Below are 24,846 nucleotides of genomic sequence, written 5' to 3' on the forward strand. Positions count from 1 at the left end.
AATATGGCGCTTTATATTTGGTTTGATTTACGCGATTTTAGGACAAATCAATAAATGAACAGATCTATTCTAGCGACAGCAGTAGCTGGCTCGCTTCTTTCTTATACTCCATTTTTTACTGCCCAAGCTAATGATGCCCTTGCCCCCTCTGAAGTTATGGTGATTACGGCAAATAAAACACCGCAGCAGATTGAGCAAGTATTAGCACCAGTCGAAGTCATCAGCCGAGATGAGATTGATGCCATTCAAGCCAAATCTTTGTCAGAGGTGTTGCGTCGTTTACCGGGCGTGCAAGTCAGCAACCTAGGTGGTTATGGCCAAACCACAGAGCTTTATGTGCGCGGTCGTTCTACTAAAAATACTCTAGTGCTGATTAATGGAGTCAGAATTGGTAGTGCAACGACAGGTGCTGCCAATTTGTCTGCTATCCCGCTTGATGGCGTCGAGCGCATTGAGATGATCCGTGGTACACGAGCTGCTGTTTATGGTTCTGATGCCGTAAGCGGTGTAGTTAATATTATTACCACTAACCCTAACGCTGCACTTAATCGAGTAAAAGCAGGTTACGGTAGCTTTAATTCCTATAATGCCAGTGCCTCTCTCTATTTTGGTGATGAAAAGCAGGGCTGGTTAAATGTGACGGCAACCCATCAAGAGAGTGATGGCTACAACATTCAACCTAGTAGTTCGACACCAGATGATAAAGATGACGATGGCTACAGAACTCAATATCTAGTCATAGACACAGGCAAGGCGCTGAACAGTCAATGGTTGATTAAAGCCAATGGTTATTATCAAACACATTATGTTGAGTATGACAATCCATATGTGGGCACCGATAAAACAGACAGTGATCTTTATAGCCTCAGTCTTGCTGCTCAGTATCTGCGAAAAAACCTCACTTCAGAATTTTCTTTATCCACTAACCAAGACCAAGCGGAGTCCTATGGACAAGGTGTTGCTGCCAGTACGATAAAAACACAACGCTATGCAGTGAATTGGAATAATGAGTTGGCACTAAGTCAGCAATTAAAGCTACTTGGTGGTCTGGATTGGTATCGCGATAAAGTCGGTAACACTTCTACGGCAATGACCAAAGACAGCCGCGACAATGCAGCTCTATTTGCTGGTGCGCTTTATCAAAAAAATAGAGTGTCGTTAGAAGGTAATGTTCGTTATGACGATAATGAAGCATTTGGTGGTTACACAACTTATCAATTAGGTGCGGGTTATGACCTAACAGATAATTTACAGTTGATTGCCACGCATGGTACTGCGTTTAAGGCACCGACTTTTAATGACCTATACTGGCCACAGCAATGCTGGGGTAGTTATTGCTACCAGGGTAACCCAGATCTAAATCCGGAAGAGTCGATGACGTCTGAAGTTGCCATTAAGCTCCATCACCAAGGTAACGTAGTGTGGCTAGCGATTTATCAAAGCCAAGTTGATGAGATGATTGCTAGTAATGGCTCTACTAATGTGAACATCGATGAAGCAGAAATTAAAGGCTTTGAGTTAGCCGCTAACTTCTACACTGGCGCTATAGATCACAATGTTTCCTATGACTATTTAGATGCGAAAGATAAGTCGACCAATCAACATTTGGTCAGACGTGCCAGACACAGCGCCAAGTGGAACTCGTCATATAAATTGGCTAGTTGGCGTTTTGACCTAAGCTACTTGTACCAAGGAAAGCGCTATGACGACACCACAAATACACAAGTATTAGATCCGTATTCATTGGTTGATATAGCCGCTAGTTATCAATTTGCTAATGGTTTGAGCTTGGGTGGCAAGGTTGCTAATCTGTTTGATGAAGAATATGAAACAGCAAGTGATTACCAAAGCCCAGAGAGAAACTACTACATCAACGCTATGTATGAGTTCTAATGAAGCCGCCCAGCAGGGCGGTTTTTTTATTACGTTTACCGTAAGGCAGCATCTGCTATTATGACGCCACTCTCAGTTAATCAACATGTCACATCGTAATAAAATGGGTAGAAATAATATTCTGATATTTGACTCCGGGGTTGGTGGTCTATCAGTATTTAAAGAAATATACCGACGTCTTCCTCATGATAACTATTTTTACCTGTTTGATAATGAAGCGTATCCCTATGGTGAACTCTCGCAAAGCATCCTTATAGAAAGGACTTGTAGACTCATAAATCAGATGATGGATGAACAGCCGATAGATATAGTGGTTATTGCTTGCAATACCGCCAGTACGGTTGTGTTACCACATTTACGCAGTCAGTTATCAATACCAGTCGTAGGCGTTGTGCCAGCAATAAAGCCTGCTTCCTTGATTTCAACCAAAGCCGTAGGGTTAATCGCAACCCCAGCAACGGTGAGTCGTCAGTATACCCGTGACTTAATCCGTGACTTTGCACCGGAAAAAGAGGTGGTTTTGTTAGGCTCAACCCGGCTTGTTGAAATGGCGGAAGAAAAGCTTAGAGGGTTTCCAATCGATTTGACAGAATTACAGCAGGTGCTGAATAGTCTTATCGGGCAGATTGATGTTGCCGTTCTGGGCTGTACGCACTTTCCACTATTAAAACAAGAGATATCGACGGTGTTAGGGGACGATGTGGTGTTGGTTGATTCTGGTTCGGCAATTGCTAAAAGAGTGGCGTATTTACTGGGAGAGGGATCGATACAACAAGAGAAGGGTGAGCTAAGGGCGTTTTGTAGTGCTCCTCCGTTTGAAGAAGAAGCACTAAATCAATCGCTAAAAACGTTTTCGTTTTCTCCTATTGAGCATTTTCCGCTTCGGGGTGTTTAGGGTCATTGGCAACACGCACTTTTAAGGTACGTTGCATATAGTCTTTTTCGTTTAATGCTTTAACTGCTTTGTCGACGTCAGAGCTAGATATAACAACAAAGCCAAAGCCACGACGTTTTCCGGTTCGTTTGTCCTTCATTAACCTGACAGCAAAAACCTCTCCGTATTCAGAGAATAGCTCTTTGACGTGAGATTCATTCGCCTTATAAGGCAGATTGCCAACATAGAGGGTTGTCGTGGCAGCAACTGCATCAGACGTTGAAGTTGGTGTTTGGGTTGTCGTTTTAGTAACAGCGAAAGTAACTACAACGCCAATTACGAAAGCTAACGCAGGTGAAACAGCAAGTTGAGAAAAAATAATGCCACCTAATACTGCGACAGCTACTACTAAAAGAAGTGATTTTTTAGAATCCATATTAAAGTACTACTTTTTTATTGAACAGTAATGAGATCTATCGTTAACAAATAGATATAGGAATATTACGTACATGGCGGCAACTTTTCCAATTAATTGATGTGATGTATTTCAAATGTTGAATTTAGGCCTCAATTTCGCCCCCTTGCTGGATAAATGAGCGTTTGGAAAAAAGTTTTTAAAAAACGCTTGTCATCGTTTGTGTGATCTCTATAATGCCGCCTCACCGACACGGAGATGAGACGAAAGTCACAAACCAGTGTTCGGTAAGAGAAGAAAAAGTTTTGAAAAAAACGCTTGACTCTCTAAGCGGGAAGCGTAAGATACGCATCCCTAACGACGAGACGCACAGTGTGCTAAGTTGTTAGAATGTTCTTTAAAAATATAAACCTATCAATCTGTGTGGGCACTCGTTGATGATAATCAAAAAGAGATACTTCGGTATCCACTTAGATTTCAATGAACTGAGTGACCAATCAAGTCGAAAGACTTGGCACAGTCAATTCATTGTTGTTCTGTTGGAGCAACAATAGCTTTAAAATGACTTCTTACTTTCGAGTAAGGACAGTTTTGAAGTCAGTATTCGTTGAGTCTCCCCTATTTATAGGGAATCAAAATCTTAAATTGAAGAGTTTGATCATGGCTCAGATTGAACGCTGGCGGCAGGCCTAACACATGCAAGTCGAGCGGAAACGAGTTATCTGAACCTTCGGGGAACGATAACGGCGTCGAGCGGCGGACGGGTGAGTAATGCCTGGGAATATGCCTTGATGTGGGGGATAACCATTGGAAACGATGGCTAATACCGCATAATGCCTTCGGGCCAAAGAGGGGGATCTTCGGACCTCTCGCGTCAAGATTAGCCCAGGTGGGATTAGCTAGTTGGTGAGGTAATGGCTCACCAAGGCGACGATCCCTAGCTGGTCTGAGAGGATGATCAGCCACACTGGAACTGAGACACGGTCCAGACTCCTACGGGAGGCAGCAGTGGGGAATATTGCACAATGGGCGCAAGCCTGATGCAGCCATGCCGCGTGTGTGAAGAAGGCCTTCGGGTTGTAAAGCACTTTCAGTCGTGAGGAAGGGGTATGCGTTAATAGCGTATATCTTTGACGTTAGCGACAGAAGAAGCACCGGCTAACTCCGTGCCAGCAGCCGCGGTAATACGGAGGGTGCGAGCGTTAATCGGAATTACTGGGCGTAAAGCGCATGCAGGTGGTTCGTTAAGTCAGATGTGAAAGCCCGGGGCTCAACCTCGGAACTGCATTTGAAACTGGCGGACTAGAGTACTGTAGAGGGGGGTAGAATTTCAGGTGTAGCGGTGAAATGCGTAGAGATCTGAAGGAATACCGGTGGCGAAGGCGGCCCCCTGGACAGATACTGACACTCAGATGCGAAAGCGTGGGGAGCAAACAGGATTAGATACCCTGGTAGTCCACGCCGTAAACGATGTCTACTTGGAGGTTGTTCCCTTGAGGAGTGGCTTTCGGAGCTAACGCGTTAAGTAGACCGCCTGGGGAGTACGGTCGCAAGATTAAAACTCAAATGAATTGACGGGGGCCCGCACAAGCGGTGGAGCATGTGGTTTAATTCGATGCAACGCGAAGAACCTTACCTACTCTTGACATCCAGAGAAGCCAGCGGAGACGCAGGTGTGCCTTCGGGAGCTCTGAGACAGGTGCTGCATGGCTGTCGTCAGCTCGTGTTGTGAAATGTTGGGTTAAGTCCCGCAACGAGCGCAACCCTTATCCTTGTTTGCCAGCACGTAATGGTGGGAACTCCAGGGAGACTGCCGGTGATAAACCGGAGGAAGGTGGGGACGACGTCAAGTCATCATGGCCCTTACGAGTAGGGCTACACACGTGCTACAATGGCGCATACAGAGGGCTGCCAACCAGCGATGGTGAGCGAATCCCAAAAAGTGCGTCGTAGTCCGGATTGGAGTCTGCAACTCGACTCCATGAAGTCGGAATCGCTAGTAATCGTAGATCAGAATGCTACGGTGAATACGTTCCCGGGCCTTGTACACACCGCCCGTCACACCATGGGAGTGGGCTGCAAAAGAAGTGGGTAGTTTAACCTTCGGGAGGACGCTCACCACTTTGTGGTTCATGACTGGGGTGAAGTCGTAACAAGGTAGCGCTAGGGGAACCTGGCGCTGGATCACCTCCTTAACGATAAGATTATTGCGATGAGTGTTCACACAGATTGATGGTTTATAGATTAAAGACGATACTGGGTCTGTAGCTCAGGTGGTTAGAGCGTTCGCCTGATAAGCGAGAGGTCGGTGGTTCAAGTCCACTCAGACCCACCAATAGTCCTAACGGATTTTGGCATACAGTATCAACACCTGATGGGGCTATAGCTCAGCTGGGAGAGCGCCTGCCTTGCACGCAGGAGGTCTGCGGTTCGATCCCGCATAGCTCCACCATCTTTAAGCGCATTAGTGATAGTGTCTTTAAAAATGGTTTCCTTCTTTATAGAGAAGGTGAAACATTGCTCTTTAACAATTTGGAAAGCTGACGAATAACAACAATCCCCTTATCTTTAGATAAGCGTTGTTATTCAAATAAAAGTTCTCAAATCCTAGTGATTCTTTTTCAATAAAGAATGATTAGGTACCAACACACATTCAAGTGTTCTTGGAAACAACATAACTTCGGTTGTGTTTGTTCACTTTTTGCTTCTGCTTTTTTATAAAAAGCGGAAATAAAGAGTTATTTGAGTCCGGCAAAATCAAAGCTATCTCGCTCATTCAAATAATGAGATAGCGACTTTGGTTGTTTAACGACAGCGCCAAGATTTCTTTAGAAACTCTTTGGGGTTGTATGGTTAAGTGACTAAGCGTACACGGTGGATGCCTTGGCAGTCAGAGGCGATGAAAGACGTAGTAACTTGCGATAAGCCCAGATTAGGTAGTAACAACCTGTGAGTCTGGGATGTCTGAATGGGGAAACCCACTAGCATAAGCTAGTATCATTAACTGAATACATAGGTTAATGAGGCGAACCGGGGGAACTGAAACATCTAAGTACCCCGAGGAAAAGAAATCAACCGAGATTCCGAAAGTAGCGGCGAGCGAAATTGGATTAGCCCTTAAGCTTTTAGCACGTCAGGTGAAGAGTCTGGAAAGTCTCGCAATAAAGGGTGATAGCCCCGTAACCGACAACGTGCAATCAGTGAAAACGAGTAGGGCGGGACACGTGATATCCTGTCTGAATATGGGGGGACCATCCTCCAAGGCTAAATACTCCTGACTGACCGATAGTGAACCAGTACCGTGAGGGAAAGGCGAAAAGAACCCCTGTGAGGGGAGTGAAATAGAACCTGAAACCGTGTACGTACAAGCAGTAGGAGCCTCCTTTGTGGGGTGACTGCGTACCTTTTGTATAATGGGTCAGCGACTTATATTCAGTAGCAAGGTTAACCGAATAGGGGAGCCGTAGAGAAATCGAGTCTTAACTGGGCGTCGAGTTGCTGGATATAGACCCGAAACCAGGTGATCTAGCCATGGGCAGGTTGAAGGTTGAGTAACATCAACTGGAGGACCGAACCGACTAATGTTGAAAAATTAGCGGATGACTTGTGGCTAGGGGTGAAAGGCCAATCAAACCTGGAGATAGCTGGTTCTCCCCGAAAGCTATTTAGGTAGCGCCTCGGACGAATACTACTGGGGGTAGAGCACTGTTAAGGCTAGGGGGTCATCCCGACTTACCAACCCTTTGCAAACTCCGAATACCAGTAAGTACTATCCGGGAGACACACGGCGGGTGCTAACGTCCGTCGTGGAGAGGGAAACAACCCAGACCGCCAGCTAAGGTCCCAAAGTATAGCTAAGTGGGAAACGATGTGGGAAGGCTTAGACAGCTAGGATGTTGGCTTAGAAGCAGCCATCATTTAAAGAAAGCGTAATAGCTCACTAGTCGAGTCGGCCTGCGCGGAAGATGTAACGGGGCTAAGCTATACACCGAAGCTGCGGCAATAACTTTTTAAGTTATTGGGTAGGGGAGCGTTCTGTAAGCCGTTGAAGGTGAACTGTAAGGTTTGCTGGAGGTATCAGAAGTGCGAATGCTGACATGAGTAACGATAAAGGGGGTGAAAAACCTCCTCGCCGGAAGACCAAGGGTTCCTGTCCAACGTTAATCGGGGCAGGGTGAGTCGACTCCTAAGGCGAGGCCGAAAGGCGTAGTCGATGGGAAACGGGTTAATATTCCCGTACTTCTTACAATTGCGATGGGGGGACGGAGAAGGCTAGGTGGGCCTGGCGATGGTTGTCCAGGTTCAAGTGCGTAGGCTGAAGGTTTAGGTAAATCCGGACCTTCTTAAGGCTGAGACACGATGTCGAGCATCTACGGATGTGAAGTCATTGATGCCATGCTTCCAGGAAAAGCCTCTAAGCTTCAGATTGTAAGGAATCGTACCCCAAACCGACACAGGTGGTCGGGTAGAGAATACCAAGGCGCTTGAGAGAACTCGGGTGAAGGAACTAGGCAAAATGGTACCGTAACTTCGGGAGAAGGTACGCTCTTAGCGGTGAAGTCCCTAGCGGATGGAGCGGCCGAGAGTCGCAGATACCAGGTGGCTGCAACTGTTTATTAAAAACACAGCACTGTGCAAAATCGTAAGATGACGTATACGGTGTGACGCCTGCCCGGTGCCGGAAGGTTAATTGATGGGGTTAGACTTAGGTCGAAGCTCTTGATCGAAGCCCCGGTAAACGGCGGCCGTAACTATAACGGTCCTAAGGTAGCGAAATTCCTTGTCGGGTAAGTTCCGACCTGCACGAATGGCGTAATGATGGCCACGCTGTCTCCACCCGAGACTCAGTGAAATTGAAATCGCTGTGAAGATGCAGTGTACCCGCGGCTAGACGGAAAGACCCCGTGAACCTTTACTACAGCTTGGCACTGAACATTGACCCTACATGTGTAGGATAGGTGGGAGGCTTTGAAGACGGTACGCTAGTATCGTTGGAGCCGTCCTTGAAATACCACCCTTGTAGTGTTGATGTTCTAACTTAGACCCCTTATCGGGGTTGAGGACAGTGCCTGGTGGGTAGTTTGACTGGGGCGGTCTCCTCCCAAAGAGTAACGGAGGAGCACGAAGGTGGGCTAATCACGGTTGGACATCGTGAGGTTAGTGCAATGGCATAAGCCCGCTTGACTGCGAGAATGACAATTCGAGCAGGTGCGAAAGCAGGTCATAGTGATCCGGTGGTTCTGAATGGAAGGGCCATCGCTCAACGGATAAAAGGTACTCCGGGGATAACAGGCTGATACCGCCCAAGAGTTCATATCGACGGCGGTGTTTGGCACCTCGATGTCGGCTCATCACATCCTGGGGCTGAAGTCGGTCCCAAGGGTATGGCTGTTCGCCATTTAAAGTGGTACGCGAGCTGGGTTTAGAACGTCGTGAGACAGTTCGGTCCCTATCTGCCGTGGGCGTTGGAAGATTGAAGGGGGCTGCTCCTAGTACGAGAGGACCGGAGTGGACGAACCTCTGGTGTTCGGGTTGTCATGCCAATGGCATTGCCCGGTAGCTAAGTTCGGAATCGATAAACCGCTGAAAGCATCTAGCGGGAAGCGAGCCCTGAGATGAGTCTTCCCTGGCGCTTTAATCGTCCTAAAGGGTTGTTCGAGACTAGAACGTTGATAGTGCAGGGTGTAGTAAGCGTTGTGAGGCGTTGAGCTAACCTGTACTAATTGCCCGTGAGGCTTAACCATACAACACCCAAAGGGTTTTGATGGACTCAAAGCAAGAACAGATTGAATGTGTGAGAACTTAAACAGCTTTCCAGATTTTTACCTTTAGCTTTTTTAAAGCTGAAAGTAAGCAAAGAATTTTGCTTGGCGACCATAGCGTTTTGGACCCACCTGATTCCATTCCGAACTCAGAAGTGAAACGAAACAGCGCCGATGGTAGTGTGGGGCTTCCCATGTGAGAGTAGGTCATCGCCAGGCTTTAAATCTCGACTCTGCTTAGTTTCTAAGCAAGTCACCATAAGGTTCTAAAAATAATTAGAATTTTATGTTGACTTTTCAAAGTGGAGAGCGTATTATACGCGTCCTGCTTAAGTGTTAAGGCACTGAAAGCCAAGCTCTTTAACAATATAAACCTATCAAATCTGTGTGGGCACTCGTTGATGATAATCAAAAAGAGATACTTCGGTATCCATTTAGATTTCAATGAACTGAGTGACCAAACAAGTCGAAAGACTTGGCACAGTCAATTCATTGTTGTTCTGTTGGAACAACAATAGCTTTAAAATGACTTCTTACTTTCGAGTAAGGACAGTTTTGAAGTCAGTATTCGTTGAGTCTCCCCTATTTATAGGGAATCAAAATCTTAAATTGAAGAGTTTGATCATGGCTCAGATTGAACGCTGGCGGCAGGCCTAACACATGCAAGTCGAGCGGAAACGAGTTATCTGACCCTTCGGGGAACGATAGCGGCGTCGAGCGGCGGACGGGTGAGTAATGCCTGGGAATATGCCTTGATGTGGGGGATAACCATTGGAAACGATGGCTAATACCGCATAATGCCTTCGGGCCAAAGAGGGGGATCTTCGGACCTCTCGCGTCAAGATTAGCCCAGGTGGGATTAGCTAGTTGGTGAGGTAATGGCTCACCAAGGCGACGATCCCTAGCTGGTCTGAGAGGATGATCAGCCACACTGGAACTGAGACACGGTCCAGACTCCTACGGGAGGCAGCAGTGGGGAATATTGCACAATGGGCGCAAGCCTGATGCAGCCATGCCGCGTGTGTGAAGAAGGCCTTCGGGTTGTAAAGCACTTTCAGTCGTGAGGAAGGGGTATGCGTTAATAGCGTATGTCTTTGACGTTAGCGACAGAAGAAGCACCGGCTAACTCCGTGCCAGCAGCCGCGGTAATACGGAGGGTGCGAGCGTTAATCGGAATTACTGGGCGTAAAGCGCATGCAGGTGGTTCGTTAAGTCAGATGTGAAAGCCCGGGGCTCAACCTCGGAACTGCATTTGAAACTGGCGGACTAGAGTACTGTAGAGGGGGGTAGAATTTCAGGTGTAGCGGTGAAATGCGTAGAGATCTGAAGGAATACCGGTGGCGAAGGCGGCCCCCTGGACAGATACTGACACTCAGATGCGAAAGCGTGGGGAGCAAACAGGATTAGATACCCTGGTAGTCCACGCCGTAAACGATGTCTACTTGGAGGTTGTTCCCTTGAGGAGTGGCTTTCGGAGCTAACGCGTTAAGTAGACCGCCTGGGGAGTACGGTCGCAAGATTAAAACTCAAATGAATTGACGGGGGCCCGCACAAGCGGTGGAGCATGTGGTTTAATTCGATGCAACGCGAAGAACCTTACCTACTCTTGACATCCAGAGAAGCCGGAAGAGATTCTGGTGTGCCTTCGGGAGCTCTGAGACAGGTGCTGCATGGCTGTCGTCAGCTCGTGTTGTGAAATGTTGGGTTAAGTCCCGCAACGAGCGCAACCCTTATCCTTGTTTGCCAGCGAGTAATGTCGGGAACTCCAGGGAGACTGCCGGTGATAAACCGGAGGAAGGTGGGGACGACGTCAAGTCATCATGGCCCTTACGAGTAGGGCTACACACGTGCTACAATGGCGCATACAGAGGGCGGCCAACCAGCGATGGTGAGCGAATCCCAAAAAGTGCGTCGTAGTCCGGATTGGAGTCTGCAACTCGACTCCATGAAGTCGGAATCGCTAGTAATCGTAGATCAGAATGCTACGGTGAATACGTTCCCGGGCCTTGTACACACCGCCCGTCACACCATGGGAGTGGGCTGCAAAAGAAGTGGGTAGTTTAACCTTCGGGAGGACGCTCACCACTTTGTGGTTCATGACTGGGGTGAAGTCGTAACAAGGTAGCGCTAGGGGAACCTGGCGCTGGATCACCTCCTTAACGATAAGATTATTGCGATGAGTGTTCACACAGATTGATGGTTTATGTAGTTTAAGAGATGGAACACCCCCCAAGGTGTTCGCCTAAGTGTCCCGTTCGTCTAGAGGCCTAGGACACCGCCCTTTCACGGCGGTAACAGGGGTTCGACTCCCCTACGGGATACCATGGGTCGTTAGCTCAGTTGGTAGAGCAGTTGACTTTTAATCAATTGGTCGCAGGTTCGAATCCTGCACGACCCACCATTCTTCCCACGAGAATGAAAAAACAATGTGGGCGATTAGCTCAGTTGGGAGAGCACCTCCCTTACAAGGAGGGGGTCACTGGTTCGAGCCCGGTATCGCCCACCACTCTCTAAATACTTTTGGATACAAACTCCAAGCCTACTTAATTAAGTGAGGTTGGTTTTTTAGGCTCTGAAAGTCGTTAGAAAGTGTTGTTTAACACGCGTTTGCAATAGCAAACATTGCTCTTTAACAATTTGGAAAGCTGACGAATAACAACAATCCCCTTATCTTTAGATAAGCGTTGTTATTCAAATAAAAGTTCTCAAATCCTAGTGATTCTTTTCAATAAAGAATGATTAGGTACCAACACACATTCAAGTGTTCTTGGAAACAACATAACTTCGGTTGTGTTTGTTCACTTTTTGCTTCTGCTTTTTTATAAAAAGCGGAAATAAAGAGTTATTTGAGTCCGGCAAAATCAAAGCTATCTCGCTCATTCAAATAATGAGATAGCGACTTTGGTTGTTTAACGACAGCGCCAAGATTTCTTTTGAAACTCTTTGGGGTTGTATGGTTAAGTGACTAAGCGTACACGGTGGATGCCTTGGCAGTCAGAGGCGATGAAAGACGTAGTAACTTGCGATAAGCCCAGATTAGGTAGTAACAACCTGTGAGTCTGGGATGTCTGAATGGGGAAACCCACTAGCATAAGCTAGTATCATTAACTGAATACATAGGTTAATGAGGCGAACCGGGGGAACTGAAACATCTAAGTACCCCGAGGAAAAGAAATCAACCGAGATTCCGAAAGTAGCGGCGAGCGAAATTGGATTAGCCCTTAAGCTTTTAGCGCGTCAGGTGAAGAGTCTGGAAAGTCTCGCAATAAAGGGTGATAGCCCCGTAACCGACAACGTGCAATCAGTGAAAACGAGTAGGGCGGGACACGTGATATCCTGTCTGAATATGGGGGGACCATCCTCCAAGGCTAAATACTCCTGACTGACCGATAGTGAACCAGTACCGTGAGGGAAAGGCGAAAAGAACCCCTGTGAGGGGAGTGAAATAGAACCTGAAACCGTGTACGTACAAGCAGTAGGAGCCTCCTTTGTGGGGTGACTGCGTACCTTTTGTATAATGGGTCAGCGACTTATATTCAGTAGCAAGGTTAACCGAATAGGGGAGCCGTAGAGAAATCGAGTCTTAACTGGGCGTCGAGTTGCTGGATATAGACCCGAAACCAGGTGATCTAGCCATGGGCAGGTTGAAGGTTGAGTAACATCAACTGGAGGACCGAACCGACTAATGTTGAAAAATTAGCGGATGACTTGTGGCTAGGGGTGAAAGGCCAATCAAACCTGGAGATAGCTGGTTCTCCCCGAAAGCTATTTAGGTAGCGCCTCGGACGAATACTACTGGGGGTAGAGCACTGTTAAGGCTAGGGGGTCATCCCGACTTACCAACCCTTTGCAAACTCCGAATACCAGTAAGTACTATCCGGGAGACACACGGCGGGTGCTAACGTCCGTCGTGGAGAGGGAAACAACCCAGACCGCCAGCTAAGGTCCCAAAGTATAGCTAAGTGGGAAACGATGTGGGAAGGCTTAGACAGCTAGGATGTTGGCTTAGAAGCAGCCATCATTTAAAGAAAGCGTAATAGCTCACTAGTCGAGTCGGCCTGCGCGGAAGATGTAACGGGGCTAAGCTATACACCGAAGCTGCGGCAATAACTTTTTAAGTTATTGGGTAGGGGAGCGTTCTGTAAGCCGTTGAAGGTGAACTGTAAGGTTTGCTGGAGGTATCAGAAGTGCGAATGCTGACATGAGTAACGATAAAGGGGGTGAAAAACCTCCTCGCCGGAAGACCAAGGGTTCCTGTCCAACGTTAATCGGGGCAGGGTGAGTCGACTCCTAAGGCGAGGCCGAAAGGCGTAGTCGATGGGAAACGGGTTAATATTCCCGTACTTCTTACAATTGCGATGGGGGGACGGAGAAGGCTAGGTGGGCCTGGCGATGGTTGTCCAGGTTCAAGTGCGTAGGCTGAAGGTTTAGGTAAATCCGGACCTTCTTAAGGCTGAGACACGACGTCGAGCATCTACGGATGTGAAGTCATTGATGCCATGCTTCCAGGAAAAGCCTCTAAGCTTCAGATTGTAAGGAATCGTACCCCAAACCGACACAGGTGGTCGGGTAGAGAATACCAAGGCGCTTGAGAGAACTCGGGTGAAGGAACTAGGCAAAATGGTACCGTAACTTCGGGAGAAGGTACGCTCTTAGCGGTGAAGTCCCTAGCGGATGGAGCGGCCGAGAGTCGCAGATACCAGGTGGCTGCAACTGTTTATTAAAAACACAGCACTGTGCAAAATCGTAAGATGACGTATACGGTGTGACGCCTGCCCGGTGCCGGAAGGTTAATTGATGGGGTTAGACTTAGGTCGAAGCTCTTGATCGAAGCCCCGGTAAACGGCGGCCGTAACTATAACGGTCCTAAGGTAGCGAAATTCCTTGTCGGGTAAGTTCCGACCTGCACGAATGGCGTAATGATGGCCACGCTGTCTCCACCCGAGACTCAGTGAAATTGAAATCGCTGTGAAGATGCAGTGTACCCGCGGCTAGACGGAAAGACCCCGTGAACCTTTACTACAGCTTGGCACTGAACATTGACCCTACATGTGTAGGATAGGTGGGAGGCTTTGAAGACGGTACGCTAGTATCGTTGGAGCCGTCCTTGAAATACCACCCTTGTAGTGTTGATGTTCTAACTTAGACCCCTTATCGGGGTTGAGGACAGTGCCTGGTGGGTAGTTTGACTGGGGCGGTCTCCTCCCAAAGAGTAACGGAGGAGCACGAAGGTGGGCTAATCACGGTTGGACATCGTGAGGTTAGTGCAATGGCATAAGCCCGCTTGACTGCGAGAATGACAATTCGAGCAGGTGCGAAAGCAGGTCATAGTGATCCGGTGGTTCTGAATGGAAGGGCCATCGCTCAACGGATAAAAGGTACTCCGGGGATAACAGGCTGATACCGCCCAAGAGTTCATATCGACGGCGGTGTTTGGCACCTCGATGTCGGCTCATCACATCCTGGGGCTGAAGTCGGTCCCAAGGGTATGGCTGTTCGCCATTTAAAGTGGTACGCGAGCTGGGTTTAGAACGTCGTGAGACAGTTCGGTCCCTATCTGCCGTGGGCGTTGGAAGATTGAAGGGGGCTGCTCCTAGTACGAGAGGACCGGAGTGGACGAACCTCTGGTGTTCGGGTTGTCATGCCAATGGCATTGCCCGGTAGCTAAGTTCGGAATCGATAACCGCTGAAAGCATCTAAGCGGGAAGCGAGCCCTGAGATGAGTCTTCCCTGGCACTTTAAGTGTCCTAAAGGGTTGTTCGAGACTAGAACGTTGATAGGCAGGGTGTGTAAGCGTTGTGAGGCGTTGAGCTAACCTGTACTAATTGCCCGTGAGGCTTAACCATACAACACCCAAAGGGTTTTGATGGACTCAAAGCAAGAACAGATTGAATGTGTGAGAATTTGAACAGCTTTCCAGATTTTTACCTTTAGCTTTTTAAAGCTGAAAGTAAGCAAGAATTTTGCTTGGCGACCATAGCGTTTTGGACCCACCTGATTCCATTCCGAACTCAGAAGTGAAACGAAACAGCGCCGATGGTAGTGTGGGGCTTCCCCATGTGAGAGTAGGTCATCGCCAGGCTTTAAATTTTAAGAGCCCGTTTGTATGAACGGGCTTTTTTAGTCCACTAGACTAAGTATTTGCATTTGCTGATATGGCTCAGGTGGTAGAGCGCATCCTTGGTAAGGATGAGGTCCCCAGTTCGAGTCTGGGTATCAGCACCATTTTTTGTTTGGCAACCATAGCGTTTTGGTCCCACCTGATCCCATTCCGAACTCAGAAGTGAAACGAAACAGCGCCGATGGTAGTGTGGGGCTTCCCCATGTGAGAGTAGGTCATTGCCAGACTTTAATTTAGTATCATCAGAGCAATAAATGTAAGACTCTGAAAGATATTTAGAAACCCGCCTTAGGCGGGTTTTTTGCGTTATGCGCTACCCAAAAAACAAATTCTACAATTTGCCTACCATTTTCACTATCAAGCGCATACGCGGCCGTTTTCTTTGATGTAAACTAACTGTTAATCTGTCGCAATGAACAAATAAGCTTTGGTTTAAATGTCTGTAATAACGCCTTTTATAATATCCGGTGGTCCTGGCTCTGGGAAAACCAGTTTGATTAATGCACTCCATAAGTTGGGAGTGGCTACTTACCCTGAGATCCCTAGGAAACTGATTGAAGAGCAATCAAAACGAGTCGATGGTATTTTACCTTGGTCTCAACTCAGTGCTTTTGCTGATCTATGTTTGACTGAAATGGTAGAGCAAAGGAAAGCCGCTTTAGGTGGTGGCAGACTTGCGGTGTTGGATCGTGCTATACCCGACATTTGTGGCTACTTACATCTTGCAGATATAAGCATCCAAGAAAGCATTGCAAAAGAGGCGCAGAAGAATTATCAAAACCAGGTATTTTTTTGCAAACCTGAGCCAGAGATTTACGTGTCAGACGAAGTTCGACCTTACCCGTATGAACAAGCGCTAGAGATTCATCATAGTTTGCTTCAGACCTACCAAAAATTGGGTTACCAGATTGTCGATGTTCCTCTGCTTTCGATAGCAGAAAGAGCCGAGTTTGTACTAGAAGCGATTAACAAGATAACCAGTCAAGAGCCTGCAACAAGGAGCGATGCTTAGATGCTTAAATTTGCGCAGTTTAAATCACTAGAGCTATTCGTGTCAGTAGCTAAGCATTTACACTATTTTTTGCGCTATCTTATTCAGAGAATGGGGCATGATAGAGTGAATGTTAATGCTGGCTATTTAGCGTACATTACCCTTTTGTCGATCGTTCCTATGCTGACGGTGTTGCTGTCGGTATTGTCTTCATTTCCAATTTTCTCAGATACAGGCGAAGTGCTACAAAATTTTGTTATTGCTAATTTTGTTCCAGCCGCAGGCGACGCAGTCTATTCTGCATTGATGGAGTTTGTCTCTAATACCGGAAAGATGACCGCCATAGGCAGTGCCTTTTTGTTTCTCGCAGCCTTAACGCTTATTTCTAACATAGATAAAAACCTCAACTATATCTGGCGAGTGAAGGTGAAGCGTCGCTTCGTTTTTTCTTTTTCAATGTATTGGATGATTTTAACGTTAGGACCGATTTTGATTGGCGCGAGTATTGTAGGCACGTCTTATGTGACCTCTTTAAAGATTCTTGAGCACGATGCACTCAGTGGCGCGTTTAGTCTTCTAATACGTTGGTTGCCAGCCATACTCGCCTTTTTTGCCTTTACGGGGCTTTATATGTTGGTGCCGAATAAAAAAGTTCGTGTGCATCATGCGGTCATTGGTTCTATCGTGGCGACTCTGCTATTTGAAATAAGCAAAAAAGCCTTTGCTTATTACATTACCCAATTTCCCTCTTATCAGCTGATTTACGGCGCGGTTGCAGCTATTCCTATTCTATTTTTGTGGATTTATCTATGCTGGTTCATCGTCTTAATTGGAGCTGAATTCACCGCAGCACTAGGTGAAAGAGAGCAGTGGTCGCCTAATAAAGGCGTGTTACAATCAGATATTAATAATTATAAAACAGATAATGAGGAAGCCATTAGTGATCGCACTAATTCAGAGAGTCAGTGAATCGTCGGTGACGGTCGAGGGAGAGATCGTAGGCCAAATAGGTCATGGTTTACTGGTGTTGCTTGGCGTAGAAAAAGGGGATGACGAGGCAAAAACTCAGCGAATGGTTGAACGTGTTACCAACTACCGAGTGTTTGAAGACCAAGAAGGTAAAATGAATCTCAACGTAAAGCAAGTTGGTGGAAGCCTTTTGGTTGTTTCTCAATTTACGCTGCCTGCGGATACGAAAAAAGGAACTCGAGCGGGTTTCTCTAGAGGTGCAGCTCCTGCTGATGCCGAACGACTCTACGATCTATTTGCCGATAAGTGTGAAGCTATCTTACCAACAGAGCGTGGTCGATTTGCGGCAGATATGAAAGTGGCATTGATTAACGATGGTCCAGTGACGTTCTGGCTTAACGCTTAGAGAATTTAGCGATATTGATAAAGGATTATTATGTTCAAGCTTATTACTCCTACAACAGAAAAACAGCTAGAAAAGTATTATCAATTTAGGTGGCAGATGCTGCGTGAACCTTGGCGGCTACCGATTGGCTCAGAAAGAGACGAGTATGATGAAATGAGTCATCACCGCATGATTGTGGATAGTCGAGGTAGACCGATGGCTATTGGTCGTCTTTATATCACTCCTGATAACGAAGGGCAGATTCGTTATATGGCGGTAAAGAGTAATCGCCGAAATAAGGGAATGGGCTCTTTGGTGTTGGTGGCGCTGGAGTCTTTCGCGCGTCAGGAAGGTGTTAAGCGGTTAGTTTGTAATGCTCGTGAAGACGCTATCGCTTTTTATGAAAAAAATGATTTTGTCAGTCAGGGTGAACTGAATGATCAACGTGGTCCCGTACGTCATCAACAAATGATTAAGCCACTCGATCCGATGTCTAAAGTGCTAAGAAGACCGGAGTGGTGCGCTGAACTTCAAGAGCGTTGGGAGCAGCAGATACCAATCAGCGATAAGATGGGGATTAAGATCAATCAGTATACGGGTTACCGATTTGAATGCAGTGCCCAGCTTAATCCAAACCTAAATCCGCACAATACCATGTTTGCTGGCTCAGCTTTTACGCTCGCGACCCTGACAGGGTGGGGAATGACTTGGCTTTTGATGCGTGAGCGCTCACTTAATGCTGATATTGTACTGGCAGACAGCCAGATTCGGTACCGACACCCTGTTGAAATGAATCCGGTCTCTGTGACTTCTCTTGATGGGATCAGTGGCGATCTAGACCGACTGGAGACAGGAAGAAAGGCGCGAATTGTCATTAATGTCACCATTTATAGCGGTGATGTACCTTCCGTCGAGTTTGTCGGTACTTACATGCTCTTGCCTAATTACCAGCATCGTTTTGACATGGTTCATGCTGACTAGTGTGGACTAAGCCAGATAACAACTCTATACGATAGCTTTGCCCACATTCTACGGTGATGTCTAACGTCAGTTCGGAGGCTGAAGGTTCAATCAATGAAGTGGTGCCTCCCGCTTGACCTTTTAGCTTGTTCCCCTCTATAACCACAGAGTCCAGTTCAACCTGTCCTCTGTCCAAAGACAGGATTAGCGGTGTAATATCGACCGCTTGAGGTTCCTCTTTGGCGGCGGTTATTTGTGCTTGATGAAATTGCGCGCGCAGTTTTCCCGTAGCCGTTCTTGAAAAGGCTAAAGGATCGGCAATTAACGCATCCAAATTCAGTTCCAGATCCATTTTCCCATCAAAGTACAGGTCACGTTCAGGATTGACGAGTAGATAGTTTGCCAAGCTAACGGGTAATGACAGCGCTTGTGCTTCGACAAGCAGAGGTTGGCTAGGAGCGGCGAAATTAAGTGAGGCTTGTGCGGTGGCAAAACCTTCTTGCAGAGGAATTATGAGTCGATTTAAACGCCAAAGCCCATTGTTACTTTCGGTTTCAAGTACTAACTGATTAGAGATGATTTTGTCATAACTCGCGCTGTTTACCGATGCGAGCAACTTGCCTTGCCACATCCCCCACCGATAATCTCGTTTGAGAATCAGGTTTTCCGAATCAATATTGACCCCAGTTAATTGCCAATGTGGTTGCTGATTGAGTTGAATCCATTGTCCCCGAGTGATTTCCACGTTGTCGATAGAGATAGATTTTATGTCTTTAAACCAAGCCGGGTTAATCAATGCTGTTAATGATGGTTGTTGTTGCTCTTGAACAAATTTGATGCCATCCAAACGAAAATGTTTCAGCGCAATGTTTTGCTTAGAAAGATGACCAGAAGCTTGGATTCGCCCTTGCTCCAGGTTGGTGTCCAAGTCATCGAGTTGAATCTCGCCGTTATCAATAGAAACTTGCAGTGTTGGTTCGATAAATTGAAATTCTTGCCAAAAGAAACTATCGGAATCTAAGGAGATATAGGCGTTATCTTGATCCAATAGGGATCGGCGTAAATCGATATTTTCTAATGAGGCATTGAGATTAATCACTTTACCGTCTTGGGAGCTAAGATTGGAGTTCAGGATATCTAAGCTGTTGATGTGTCCAATGGTTTGTTTAAGTGTGGCGATTTTCTCTAACCATACAGAGTCAAAATGATAATCCAACTTCTCTACCGTTGCGTTCACCAAAGACCAGGTATTATTCTCTTGTTGTGCTTGCGTGCTGATTTTTGCTTCATTCCACTCAAAAGAAGCCCCGTAGATAACGCTGTTGTTTGGTTGATAACGGCCATTGATTAATAGGTTAGTTAACGATTCGCCTTGATAGTAGAACTGAGAGGCTTGCAGCTGAAAGTCAGTTTTTTGCGGGACAAAACTATCGTCAAAGTCGATCTGTTGCATCTGTAGTTGCAGATCATTGATAACAAAGTCATGGTTAGAATAATCGATGTGCTTTAATGCAATGTTATCAACTTGCCACCATTTAAAATCATAGTGCGACCATGTCATTGATTGCAGGTTTGCCCCAGAGAGCAGGAGTTCTTTCACGCGCAGAGGCTTAGTAAAGGAGTGCGGTAGACCGAACCATAAGGTTAACTCAGTCGCTTGAGTTTCTGAATCGTCAGGAAATTGCGCAACAATATTGCTGAATGTCAGTTTATTGGGATATTGATAATCCACATCTTCACTATCAAAGTGAACCTGAGATAGCTGATTGAGATTCTGCAAGATAATGGGTTTTGCATATTGTGTGTGTAGCAGACCAAATCCAATGAGGATAGCAAGTAGTCCTACCGCTAATAGCCCGAAAAATAGCGCTGATAATCGTTTGATCACTAAAGTTCCCTTTAAACCTATGCACTGCCCCTGTCTGATAATTCGGACAAGATAATTCAACTTACACTAAAAAGCCCCTCAAAAAGAGGGGCTGTAGTTAAAAAGTTGAACTTCTATCTAACTATTTTTTGACTTGAGGACCAGCTGCGACCAGTGCCTGACCTTGAGCGTTATCGGTATATTTTTCAAAGTTGTTGATAAACCTAATCGCGAGATCTTCAGCTTTGCTTTCCCATTGTAGTGGGTCGACATAAGTATCGCGTGGATCGAGGATCTCAGAATCGACATGAGGTAATGCAATAGGTACCTCCAAGTTGAAGACCGGAATGTTTTTCGTCTCCGCTTCTTCAATAGAGCCATCTAAGATGGCATCTATAATCGCGCGAGTATCTTGAATAGAGATACGCTTGCCACTGCCGTTCCAACCGGTGTTAACCAAGTAGGCTTCCGCTCCGGCTGCCTCCATACGTTTAACCAACACCTCAGCATACTTTGTCGGGTGTAACGTTAAGAATGCCGCGCCAAAACAAGCGGAGAAGGTTGGAGTCGGTTCAGTAATACCGCGCTCGGTTCCCGCGAGTTTAGCGGTGAATCCAGATAGGAAGTGATATTTGGTTTGCTCCGGAGTCAGTTTTGACACTGGTGGTAGCACACCAAACGCATCGGCTGATAAGAAGATAACCTTATTCGCGTGACCACCTTTGGAGACTGGCTTCACGATATTATCGATGTGATGGATAGGGTAAGAAACACGGGTGTTCTCTGTTTTTGAGCCGTCGTTGAAGTCGATAGATCCGTCATTGCGAACGGTCACATTTTCGAGCAGTGCATCACGACGAATCGCGTTGTAGATATCTGGCTCAGCTTCTTTCGACAAGTGAATAGTTTTCGCGTAACAGCCACCCTCAAAGTTAAAGACGCCCTCATCATCCCAACCATGTTCATCATCGCCTATTAACTGGCGCTTAGGATCGGTTGAGAGGGTTGTTTTCCCTGTACCGGAAAGACCGAAGAAGATAGCGACATCACCCTGTTCACCCATATTGGCGGAGCAGTGCATCGAGGCAATCTCTTTTAGAGGTAAGAAGTAGTTCATCATCGCGAACATACCTTTTTTCATCTCACCGCCATACCAAGTGCCGCCAATTAACTGCATCTTCTCGGTAAGATTAAACACCGTGAAGTTTTCAGAATTGAGTTTGTGTTCTTGCCACTTGTCATTGGTGCATTTCGCACCATTCATCACAACAAAGTCTGGCTCAAAGATCGCTAACTCTGCTTCTGTAGGGCGGATGAACATGTTTTTAACAAAGTGTGCTTGCCAAGCTACTTCGGTAATAACGCGAATACACAATCTTGTTTCTGGGTTAGCACCACAATACCCATCGATGACAAACAAGCGCTTGTTTGATAGCTCATCAGTGACTAATACTTTGAGGTCATTCCAAACATCATTGGAAATGGGCTTATTGTCATTTTTGACTTGATCTGAAGTCCACCACATATGCTCACGGGTGGTATCGTCGAGAACGATAAATTTATCTTTAGGCGAGCGACCAGTAAAGATACCAGTATCAACAGCAACTGCACCGAGTTCGGTTACGATGCCTTTTTCGTAACCTTCTAAATCAGGGCAAGTTTCTTCAGCAAAGAGAGTTTCGTAACTAGGATTGCGAACAATCTCTGTTATGCCGGTGATACCGTATTGGGTAAGATCAATTTGCGCAGCCTTGTTAATGTCCATCACGGTCATAGGTGCTCCTTAGTCGATTTTGTAGGGATTTTTAAATTCTAATCATTCAGTACTTTTTATAATTTTGTTGTAATTGGTGAGTTCATGCTAACAACGAGGCTGCGAGAAAACAGAGAGGGAGTTCAAAAATTGACCATCAACTGTTGCTGGTTTTCTGTAGTCCATCACACATTCATTTGAAGGAGTTTTATTCCATTTTGTCATCCAAATACTTAGTAAATGTAGCCCATGAATTACGCATTGAGAGGAAAGTTCGGCACAATAATTTCGTAGGCAGATAAAATGGGTAAAAAAAGTCAGGCACATTGGCCTGACTTAGAGGAATAGTTCTAAATATAAATGAAATATTTAGTGGATGGTGTTATTGCTATCCGTTGCTTTTGACTCGGCATAACAGGTTTTGATTTCCGCTTCCTCAAAGCGATACGTGGTGCCACAGTAATCGCAGTGAAGAGAGACTGAACCTTCTTCCGCCAAGATCTCATTAATTTCTTCTTCTGCTACCGTTGCGATGGCTGCAGCGCTGCGCTCACGTGAGCAGCCACAGAAGAATTCAATCTTTTGTGGTTCGAATAGCTGAACTTTATCTTGGTTATAAAGGCGATACAGCAGTTCGTTAGCGTCAAGATTAAACAACTCTTCGTCTTTAACCGTGTTGGTTAATTGCTCAAGGTGTTCGAAGTCTTCTGGGCTTCCGGTGCCATCAGGCATAACTTGCAGAAGCATTCCGGCAGCATGTTTGGCGCCATCAACTTCACCAGTGCGGATCCATAGGCGAGTTTTTAACTGCTCAGAACGCTCAAAGTAGCCTTCTAGTACTTCAGCTAGATTATCACCTTCAAGACCCACAATGCCTTGATAGCGTTCGCCTTTGTTTGGCGTAATAGTAATGACAAGGTAGCCTTTGCCCATCATATCCTGAATGCTTGCGTCATCTGGGATTTCGCCTTCCCATCGTGCAACGCCACGTAGTTTTTGGTCATGATCACCATTGATAACCGCGAGAGAAACAGGACCATCACCTTGAAGCTGCATGGTGATAGAACCTTCAAATTTAAGCGTTGCAGTTAGCAGGCTAGTCGCAACCAGCAGTTCTCCAAGCAGAGTTTGCAAAGGTGCTGGGTACTCTTTGCTAGATAGAATGTTTTGATAGGTCGTATCTAACTGAACCAGTTCGCCACGAACAGACAGTTCGTCAAAAAGATATCGGTTTAGGGTGTTATTTGCCATTTAAGGAAGCTCCAGCTTATTGGTGTTTAAACTTAATGATATCGCGACGCTGTTTTTTGTCTGGGCGTCGTTCAGGGCTTGGGTTGTGTGCGTTTAACTTGCGTTTTAACGCGTTGTCTTCTCGTTTAGCAATACTCTCATTGGTTTCGGCATAGAGAGTTTGGGCTTCCGGTGCGCCTTTGCGTTGGTCTGAGATTTTTTCGATTACCACAGTTTTTTCTTCGTGCCCTTGACGAAGGGTGATAACCGCTCCTAATTCTACCATTTTACTTGGCTTAGAACGTTGTCCATTATAGTGGACTTTACCGCCATCGACCATGGTGCGAGCAATGCTTCTTGTCTTATAAAAACGTGCCGCCCATAACCATTTATCTAACCGAACTGCTTTATCTTCGGAACTCATTGCAAAACCTATTATCTAACCTGTTGCTACCCTTGAGAGGTAGTAGTGTTAGGGGTGATTATATTATTCTTCTCTAAATGGTGCAGAGATCTAAAAATTTCAACCCCAAAGAGTAGATTGCCATTTTGTAATAATAGATGTGATACAATCACCGTTTGTTTTATTAAAACAAAGTCAAACCAGCCGTGCTGTGTTATATATGTTTTAAAAGTTATGATTGACGCTAGGAACAATAGGTAAGTGAACGGACTATCAATTTCTCGGCAAACCGCATTTAATGCTGACAAGTTGTCTCATTTATTAAGCCGTGGCCTCCAATATCAGTCAAAAATCAGTGTAATTTGTACTCTTCTTTTGTTAGCAATGTCTGCATGGATCTTGGGTGTCCTTGCGTGGCAGTTGTTTCCTCAATCTCAATCGGTCAGTCGTTGGACGCCTCCTGTTGTCTCTTCGAAAACCGCACACTCCTCTGCAGACTTTGACTCGGAAGACATCAATAAGGGCAATATTTTTGGGCAATACAATAGCAAGCAACAAGTTGTTAAAGCTCCCGTTGTTTCTGATGCGCCGAAATCACGCCTAAACGTCGTACTTGTTGGCTCGGTAGTGAGCAATAACGCCAAGCTAAGCTTGGCCGTGGTTGCCAATAAAGGTAAACAAGCGACCTATGGGATTGGAGAGAAGATCGAGGGCACAAGAGCAACGATTAATGCGATATTGATCGATCGAATTATCATCTCTAATGCTGGACGTGATGAGACGGTGATGTTGGAGGGATTAGATTACCAAAAGCTTGACTCTACTCAGTCAACGAAGAGACCAAGTTCCAATGTTCGCGGTAACAACAGTCGTTCAGAAGAAGCCAGTGCTGATGATCTTGAAGCGATTCGCCAAGCGATTACTGAAGATCCTCAGCAAATATTCCAATATGTCCGACTTTCTCAGGTAAAGAAAGCGGGTAAAATCCTTGGTTATCGAGTTAGTCCGGGTAAAAAGCCGGAACTGTTTAACTCTGTCGGGCTAAAAAATGGCGACATTGCCACCGAGTTAAATGGTCAAGACCTTACGGACCCATCATCAATGGGTGAAATATTTAAATCTATCAATAATTTGACCGAGCTAAATCTTACGGTTGAACGTGATGGACAGCAACACGATATATTTATTCAGTTTTAATCGCATCTGGAATGCAAGTAGGGAGC

At 46.1% G+C, this 24,846-nt stretch carries 12 protein-coding genes, 6 tRNA genes and 7 rRNA genes; 20 read left to right on the forward strand and 5 right to left on the reverse strand.

Going from position 1 to position 24,846, the window contains the following annotated elements; genetic code table 11:
• Positions 1–54: 54 nt before the first annotated feature.
• Complete coding sequence (locus tag L9Q39_RS00850) at positions 55–1,893, forward strand: TonB-dependent receptor domain-containing protein (RefSeq protein ID WP_237483277.1); 1,839 nt, start codon at positions 55–57, stop codon at positions 1,891–1,893.
• Between the two features lie 85 nt (positions 1,894–1,978).
• Entirely contained in the window at positions 1,979–2,788 is an 810-nt protein-coding gene (gene murI, locus L9Q39_RS00855; RefSeq protein ID WP_237483278.1) for a glutamate racemase, read from the forward strand.
• On the opposite strand, the gene L9Q39_RS00860 is transcribed toward murI, so the two are convergent.
• A complete protein-coding gene (locus L9Q39_RS00860; RefSeq protein WP_237483279.1) occupies positions 2,757–3,203 on the reverse strand; it encodes an RNA recognition motif domain-containing protein in 447 nt (148 codons plus the stop codon). The genes murI and L9Q39_RS00860 overlap by 32 nt on opposite strands.
• A 621-nt stretch (positions 3,204–3,824) precedes the next feature.
• Between L9Q39_RS00860 and L9Q39_RS00865 the strand changes: the two genes are divergently transcribed.
• From L9Q39_RS00865 to L9Q39_RS00945, 17 genes are all read left to right on the forward strand, one after another.
• Positions 3,825–5,377, forward strand: a 16S ribosomal RNA gene (locus L9Q39_RS00865).
• 63 nt (positions 5,378–5,440) lie between these two features.
• Positions 5,441–5,517, forward strand: a tRNA-Ile gene (locus L9Q39_RS00870).
• A gap of 41 nt (positions 5,518–5,558) precedes the next feature.
• Positions 5,559–5,634 (forward strand) — tRNA-Ala (locus L9Q39_RS00875).
• Between the two features lie 399 nt (positions 5,635–6,033).
• Positions 6,034–8,926, forward strand: a 23S ribosomal RNA gene (locus L9Q39_RS00880).
• A gap of 122 nt (positions 8,927–9,048) precedes the next feature.
• Positions 9,049–9,163, forward strand: a 5S ribosomal RNA gene (gene rrf, locus L9Q39_RS00885).
• 387 nt (positions 9,164–9,550) lie between these two features.
• Positions 9,551–11,103 (forward strand): 16S ribosomal RNA (locus L9Q39_RS00890).
• An 89-nt stretch (positions 11,104–11,192) separates the two neighbouring features.
• Positions 11,193–11,268, forward strand: a tRNA-Glu gene (locus L9Q39_RS00895).
• A gap of 1 nt (position 11,269) precedes the next feature.
• A tRNA-Lys gene (locus tag L9Q39_RS00900) sits at positions 11,270–11,345 on the forward strand.
• A 29-nt stretch (positions 11,346–11,374) separates the two neighbouring features.
• Positions 11,375–11,450, forward strand: a tRNA-Val gene (locus L9Q39_RS00905).
• Between the two features lie 449 nt (positions 11,451–11,899).
• Positions 11,900–14,790: ribosomal RNA gene (locus tag L9Q39_RS00910) — 23S ribosomal RNA — on the forward strand.
• Positions 14,791–14,910: 120 nt separating this feature from the next.
• Positions 14,911–15,026 (forward strand): 5S ribosomal RNA (gene rrf / locus L9Q39_RS00915).
• 67 nt (positions 15,027–15,093) lie between these two features.
• Positions 15,094–15,169: transfer RNA gene (locus tag L9Q39_RS00920), tRNA-Thr, on the forward strand.
• A gap of 7 nt (positions 15,170–15,176) precedes the next feature.
• Positions 15,177–15,292 (forward strand): 5S ribosomal RNA (rrf, locus tag L9Q39_RS00925).
• The 16S, 23S and 5S rRNA genes sit together here with 6 tRNA genes alongside, the layout of an rRNA operon.
• A 218-nt stretch (positions 15,293–15,510) precedes the next feature.
• Positions 15,511–16,077 (forward strand): AAA family ATPase, encoded by a 567-nt coding sequence (locus tag L9Q39_RS00930; RefSeq protein WP_237483544.1) that lies wholly within the window; start codon positions 15,511–15,513, stop codon positions 16,075–16,077.
• A gap of 90 nt (positions 16,078–16,167) precedes the next feature.
• The gene (locus L9Q39_RS00935; RefSeq protein WP_237483545.1) at positions 16,168–17,025 is read left to right on the forward strand and encodes a virulence factor BrkB family protein; all 858 of its coding nucleotides are present in this window, start codon (positions 16,168–16,170) and stop codon (positions 17,023–17,025) included.
• Positions 16,997–17,431, forward strand: coding sequence for a D-aminoacyl-tRNA deacylase (dtd, locus tag L9Q39_RS00940; protein WP_237483280.1), 435 nt, complete (start codon positions 16,997–16,999; stop codon positions 17,429–17,431). Before L9Q39_RS00935 ends, dtd begins: the two co-directional genes overlap by 29 nt.
• Before the next feature lie 30 nt (positions 17,432–17,461).
• Positions 17,462–18,391: a bifunctional GNAT family N-acetyltransferase/hotdog fold thioesterase gene (locus tag L9Q39_RS00945; protein ID WP_237483281.1), complete on the forward strand. Its 930-nt coding sequence runs from the start codon at positions 17,462–17,464 to the stop codon at positions 18,389–18,391.
• Here the strand turns inward: L9Q39_RS00945 and L9Q39_RS00950 are convergent.
• The 4 genes from L9Q39_RS00950 to hslR form a co-directional block, all read right to left on the reverse strand.
• Positions 18,351–20,258, reverse strand: coding sequence for an AsmA family protein (locus tag L9Q39_RS00950; protein WP_237483282.1), 1,908 nt, complete (start codon positions 20,256–20,258; stop codon positions 18,351–18,353). The genes L9Q39_RS00945 and L9Q39_RS00950 overlap by 41 nt on opposite strands.
• A gap of 121 nt (positions 20,259–20,379) precedes the next feature.
• Entirely contained in the window at positions 20,380–22,011 is a 1,632-nt protein-coding gene (gene pckA, locus L9Q39_RS00955; RefSeq protein ID WP_237483283.1) for a phosphoenolpyruvate carboxykinase (ATP), read from the reverse strand.
• Between the two features lie 348 nt (positions 22,012–22,359).
• Positions 22,360–23,241, reverse strand: coding sequence for an Hsp33 family molecular chaperone HslO (gene hslO, locus L9Q39_RS00960; RefSeq protein ID WP_237483284.1), 882 nt, complete (start codon positions 23,239–23,241; stop codon positions 22,360–22,362).
• A gap of 16 nt (positions 23,242–23,257) precedes the next feature.
• A complete protein-coding gene (gene hslR, locus L9Q39_RS00965) occupies positions 23,258–23,644 on the reverse strand; it encodes a ribosome-associated heat shock protein Hsp15 (RefSeq protein ID WP_237483285.1) in 387 nt (128 codons plus the stop codon).
• A 240-nt stretch (positions 23,645–23,884) separates the two neighbouring features.
• Here hslR and gspC point away from each other — a divergent pair, with 240 nt between their 5' ends.
• Positions 23,885–24,820, forward strand: coding sequence for a type II secretion system protein GspC (gene gspC / locus L9Q39_RS00970; RefSeq protein ID WP_237483286.1), 936 nt, complete (start codon positions 23,885–23,887; stop codon positions 24,818–24,820).
• Positions 24,821–24,846: the final 26 nt, after the last annotated feature.

It is taken from the genome of Vibrio hippocampi (assembly GCF_921292975.1).
In the GTDB taxonomy this organism is placed as follows: domain Bacteria; phylum Pseudomonadota; class Gammaproteobacteria; order Enterobacterales; family Vibrionaceae; genus Vibrio; species Vibrio hippocampi.

Excerpts from the sequence above, each read along its gene's own strand:
- hslO (WP_237483284.1), bottom strand. The coding sequence starts at position 23,241 with ATGGCAAATAACACCCTAAACCGATATCTTTTTGACGAACTGTCTGTT.
- pckA (WP_237483283.1), bottom strand. The coding sequence starts at position 22,011 with ATGACCGTGATGGACATTAACAAGGCTGCGCAAATTGATCTTACCCAA.
- L9Q39_RS00935 (WP_237483545.1), top strand. The coding sequence starts at position 16,168 with ATGGGGCATGATAGAGTGAATGTTAATGCTGGCTATTTAGCGTACATT.
- hslR (WP_237483285.1), bottom strand. The coding sequence starts at position 23,644 with ATGAGTTCCGAAGATAAAGCAGTTCGGTTAGATAAATGGTTATGGGCG.
- L9Q39_RS00850 (WP_237483277.1), top strand. The coding sequence starts at position 55 with ATGAACAGATCTATTCTAGCGACAGCAGTAGCTGGCTCGCTTCTTTCT.
- L9Q39_RS00860 (WP_237483279.1), bottom strand. The coding sequence starts at position 3,203 with ATGGATTCTAAAAAATCACTTCTTTTAGTAGTAGCTGTCGCAGTATTA.
- L9Q39_RS00945 (WP_237483281.1), top strand. The coding sequence starts at position 17,462 with ATGTTCAAGCTTATTACTCCTACAACAGAAAAACAGCTAGAAAAGTAT.
- murI (WP_237483278.1), top strand. The coding sequence starts at position 1,979 with ATGTCACATCGTAATAAAATGGGTAGAAATAATATTCTGATATTTGAC.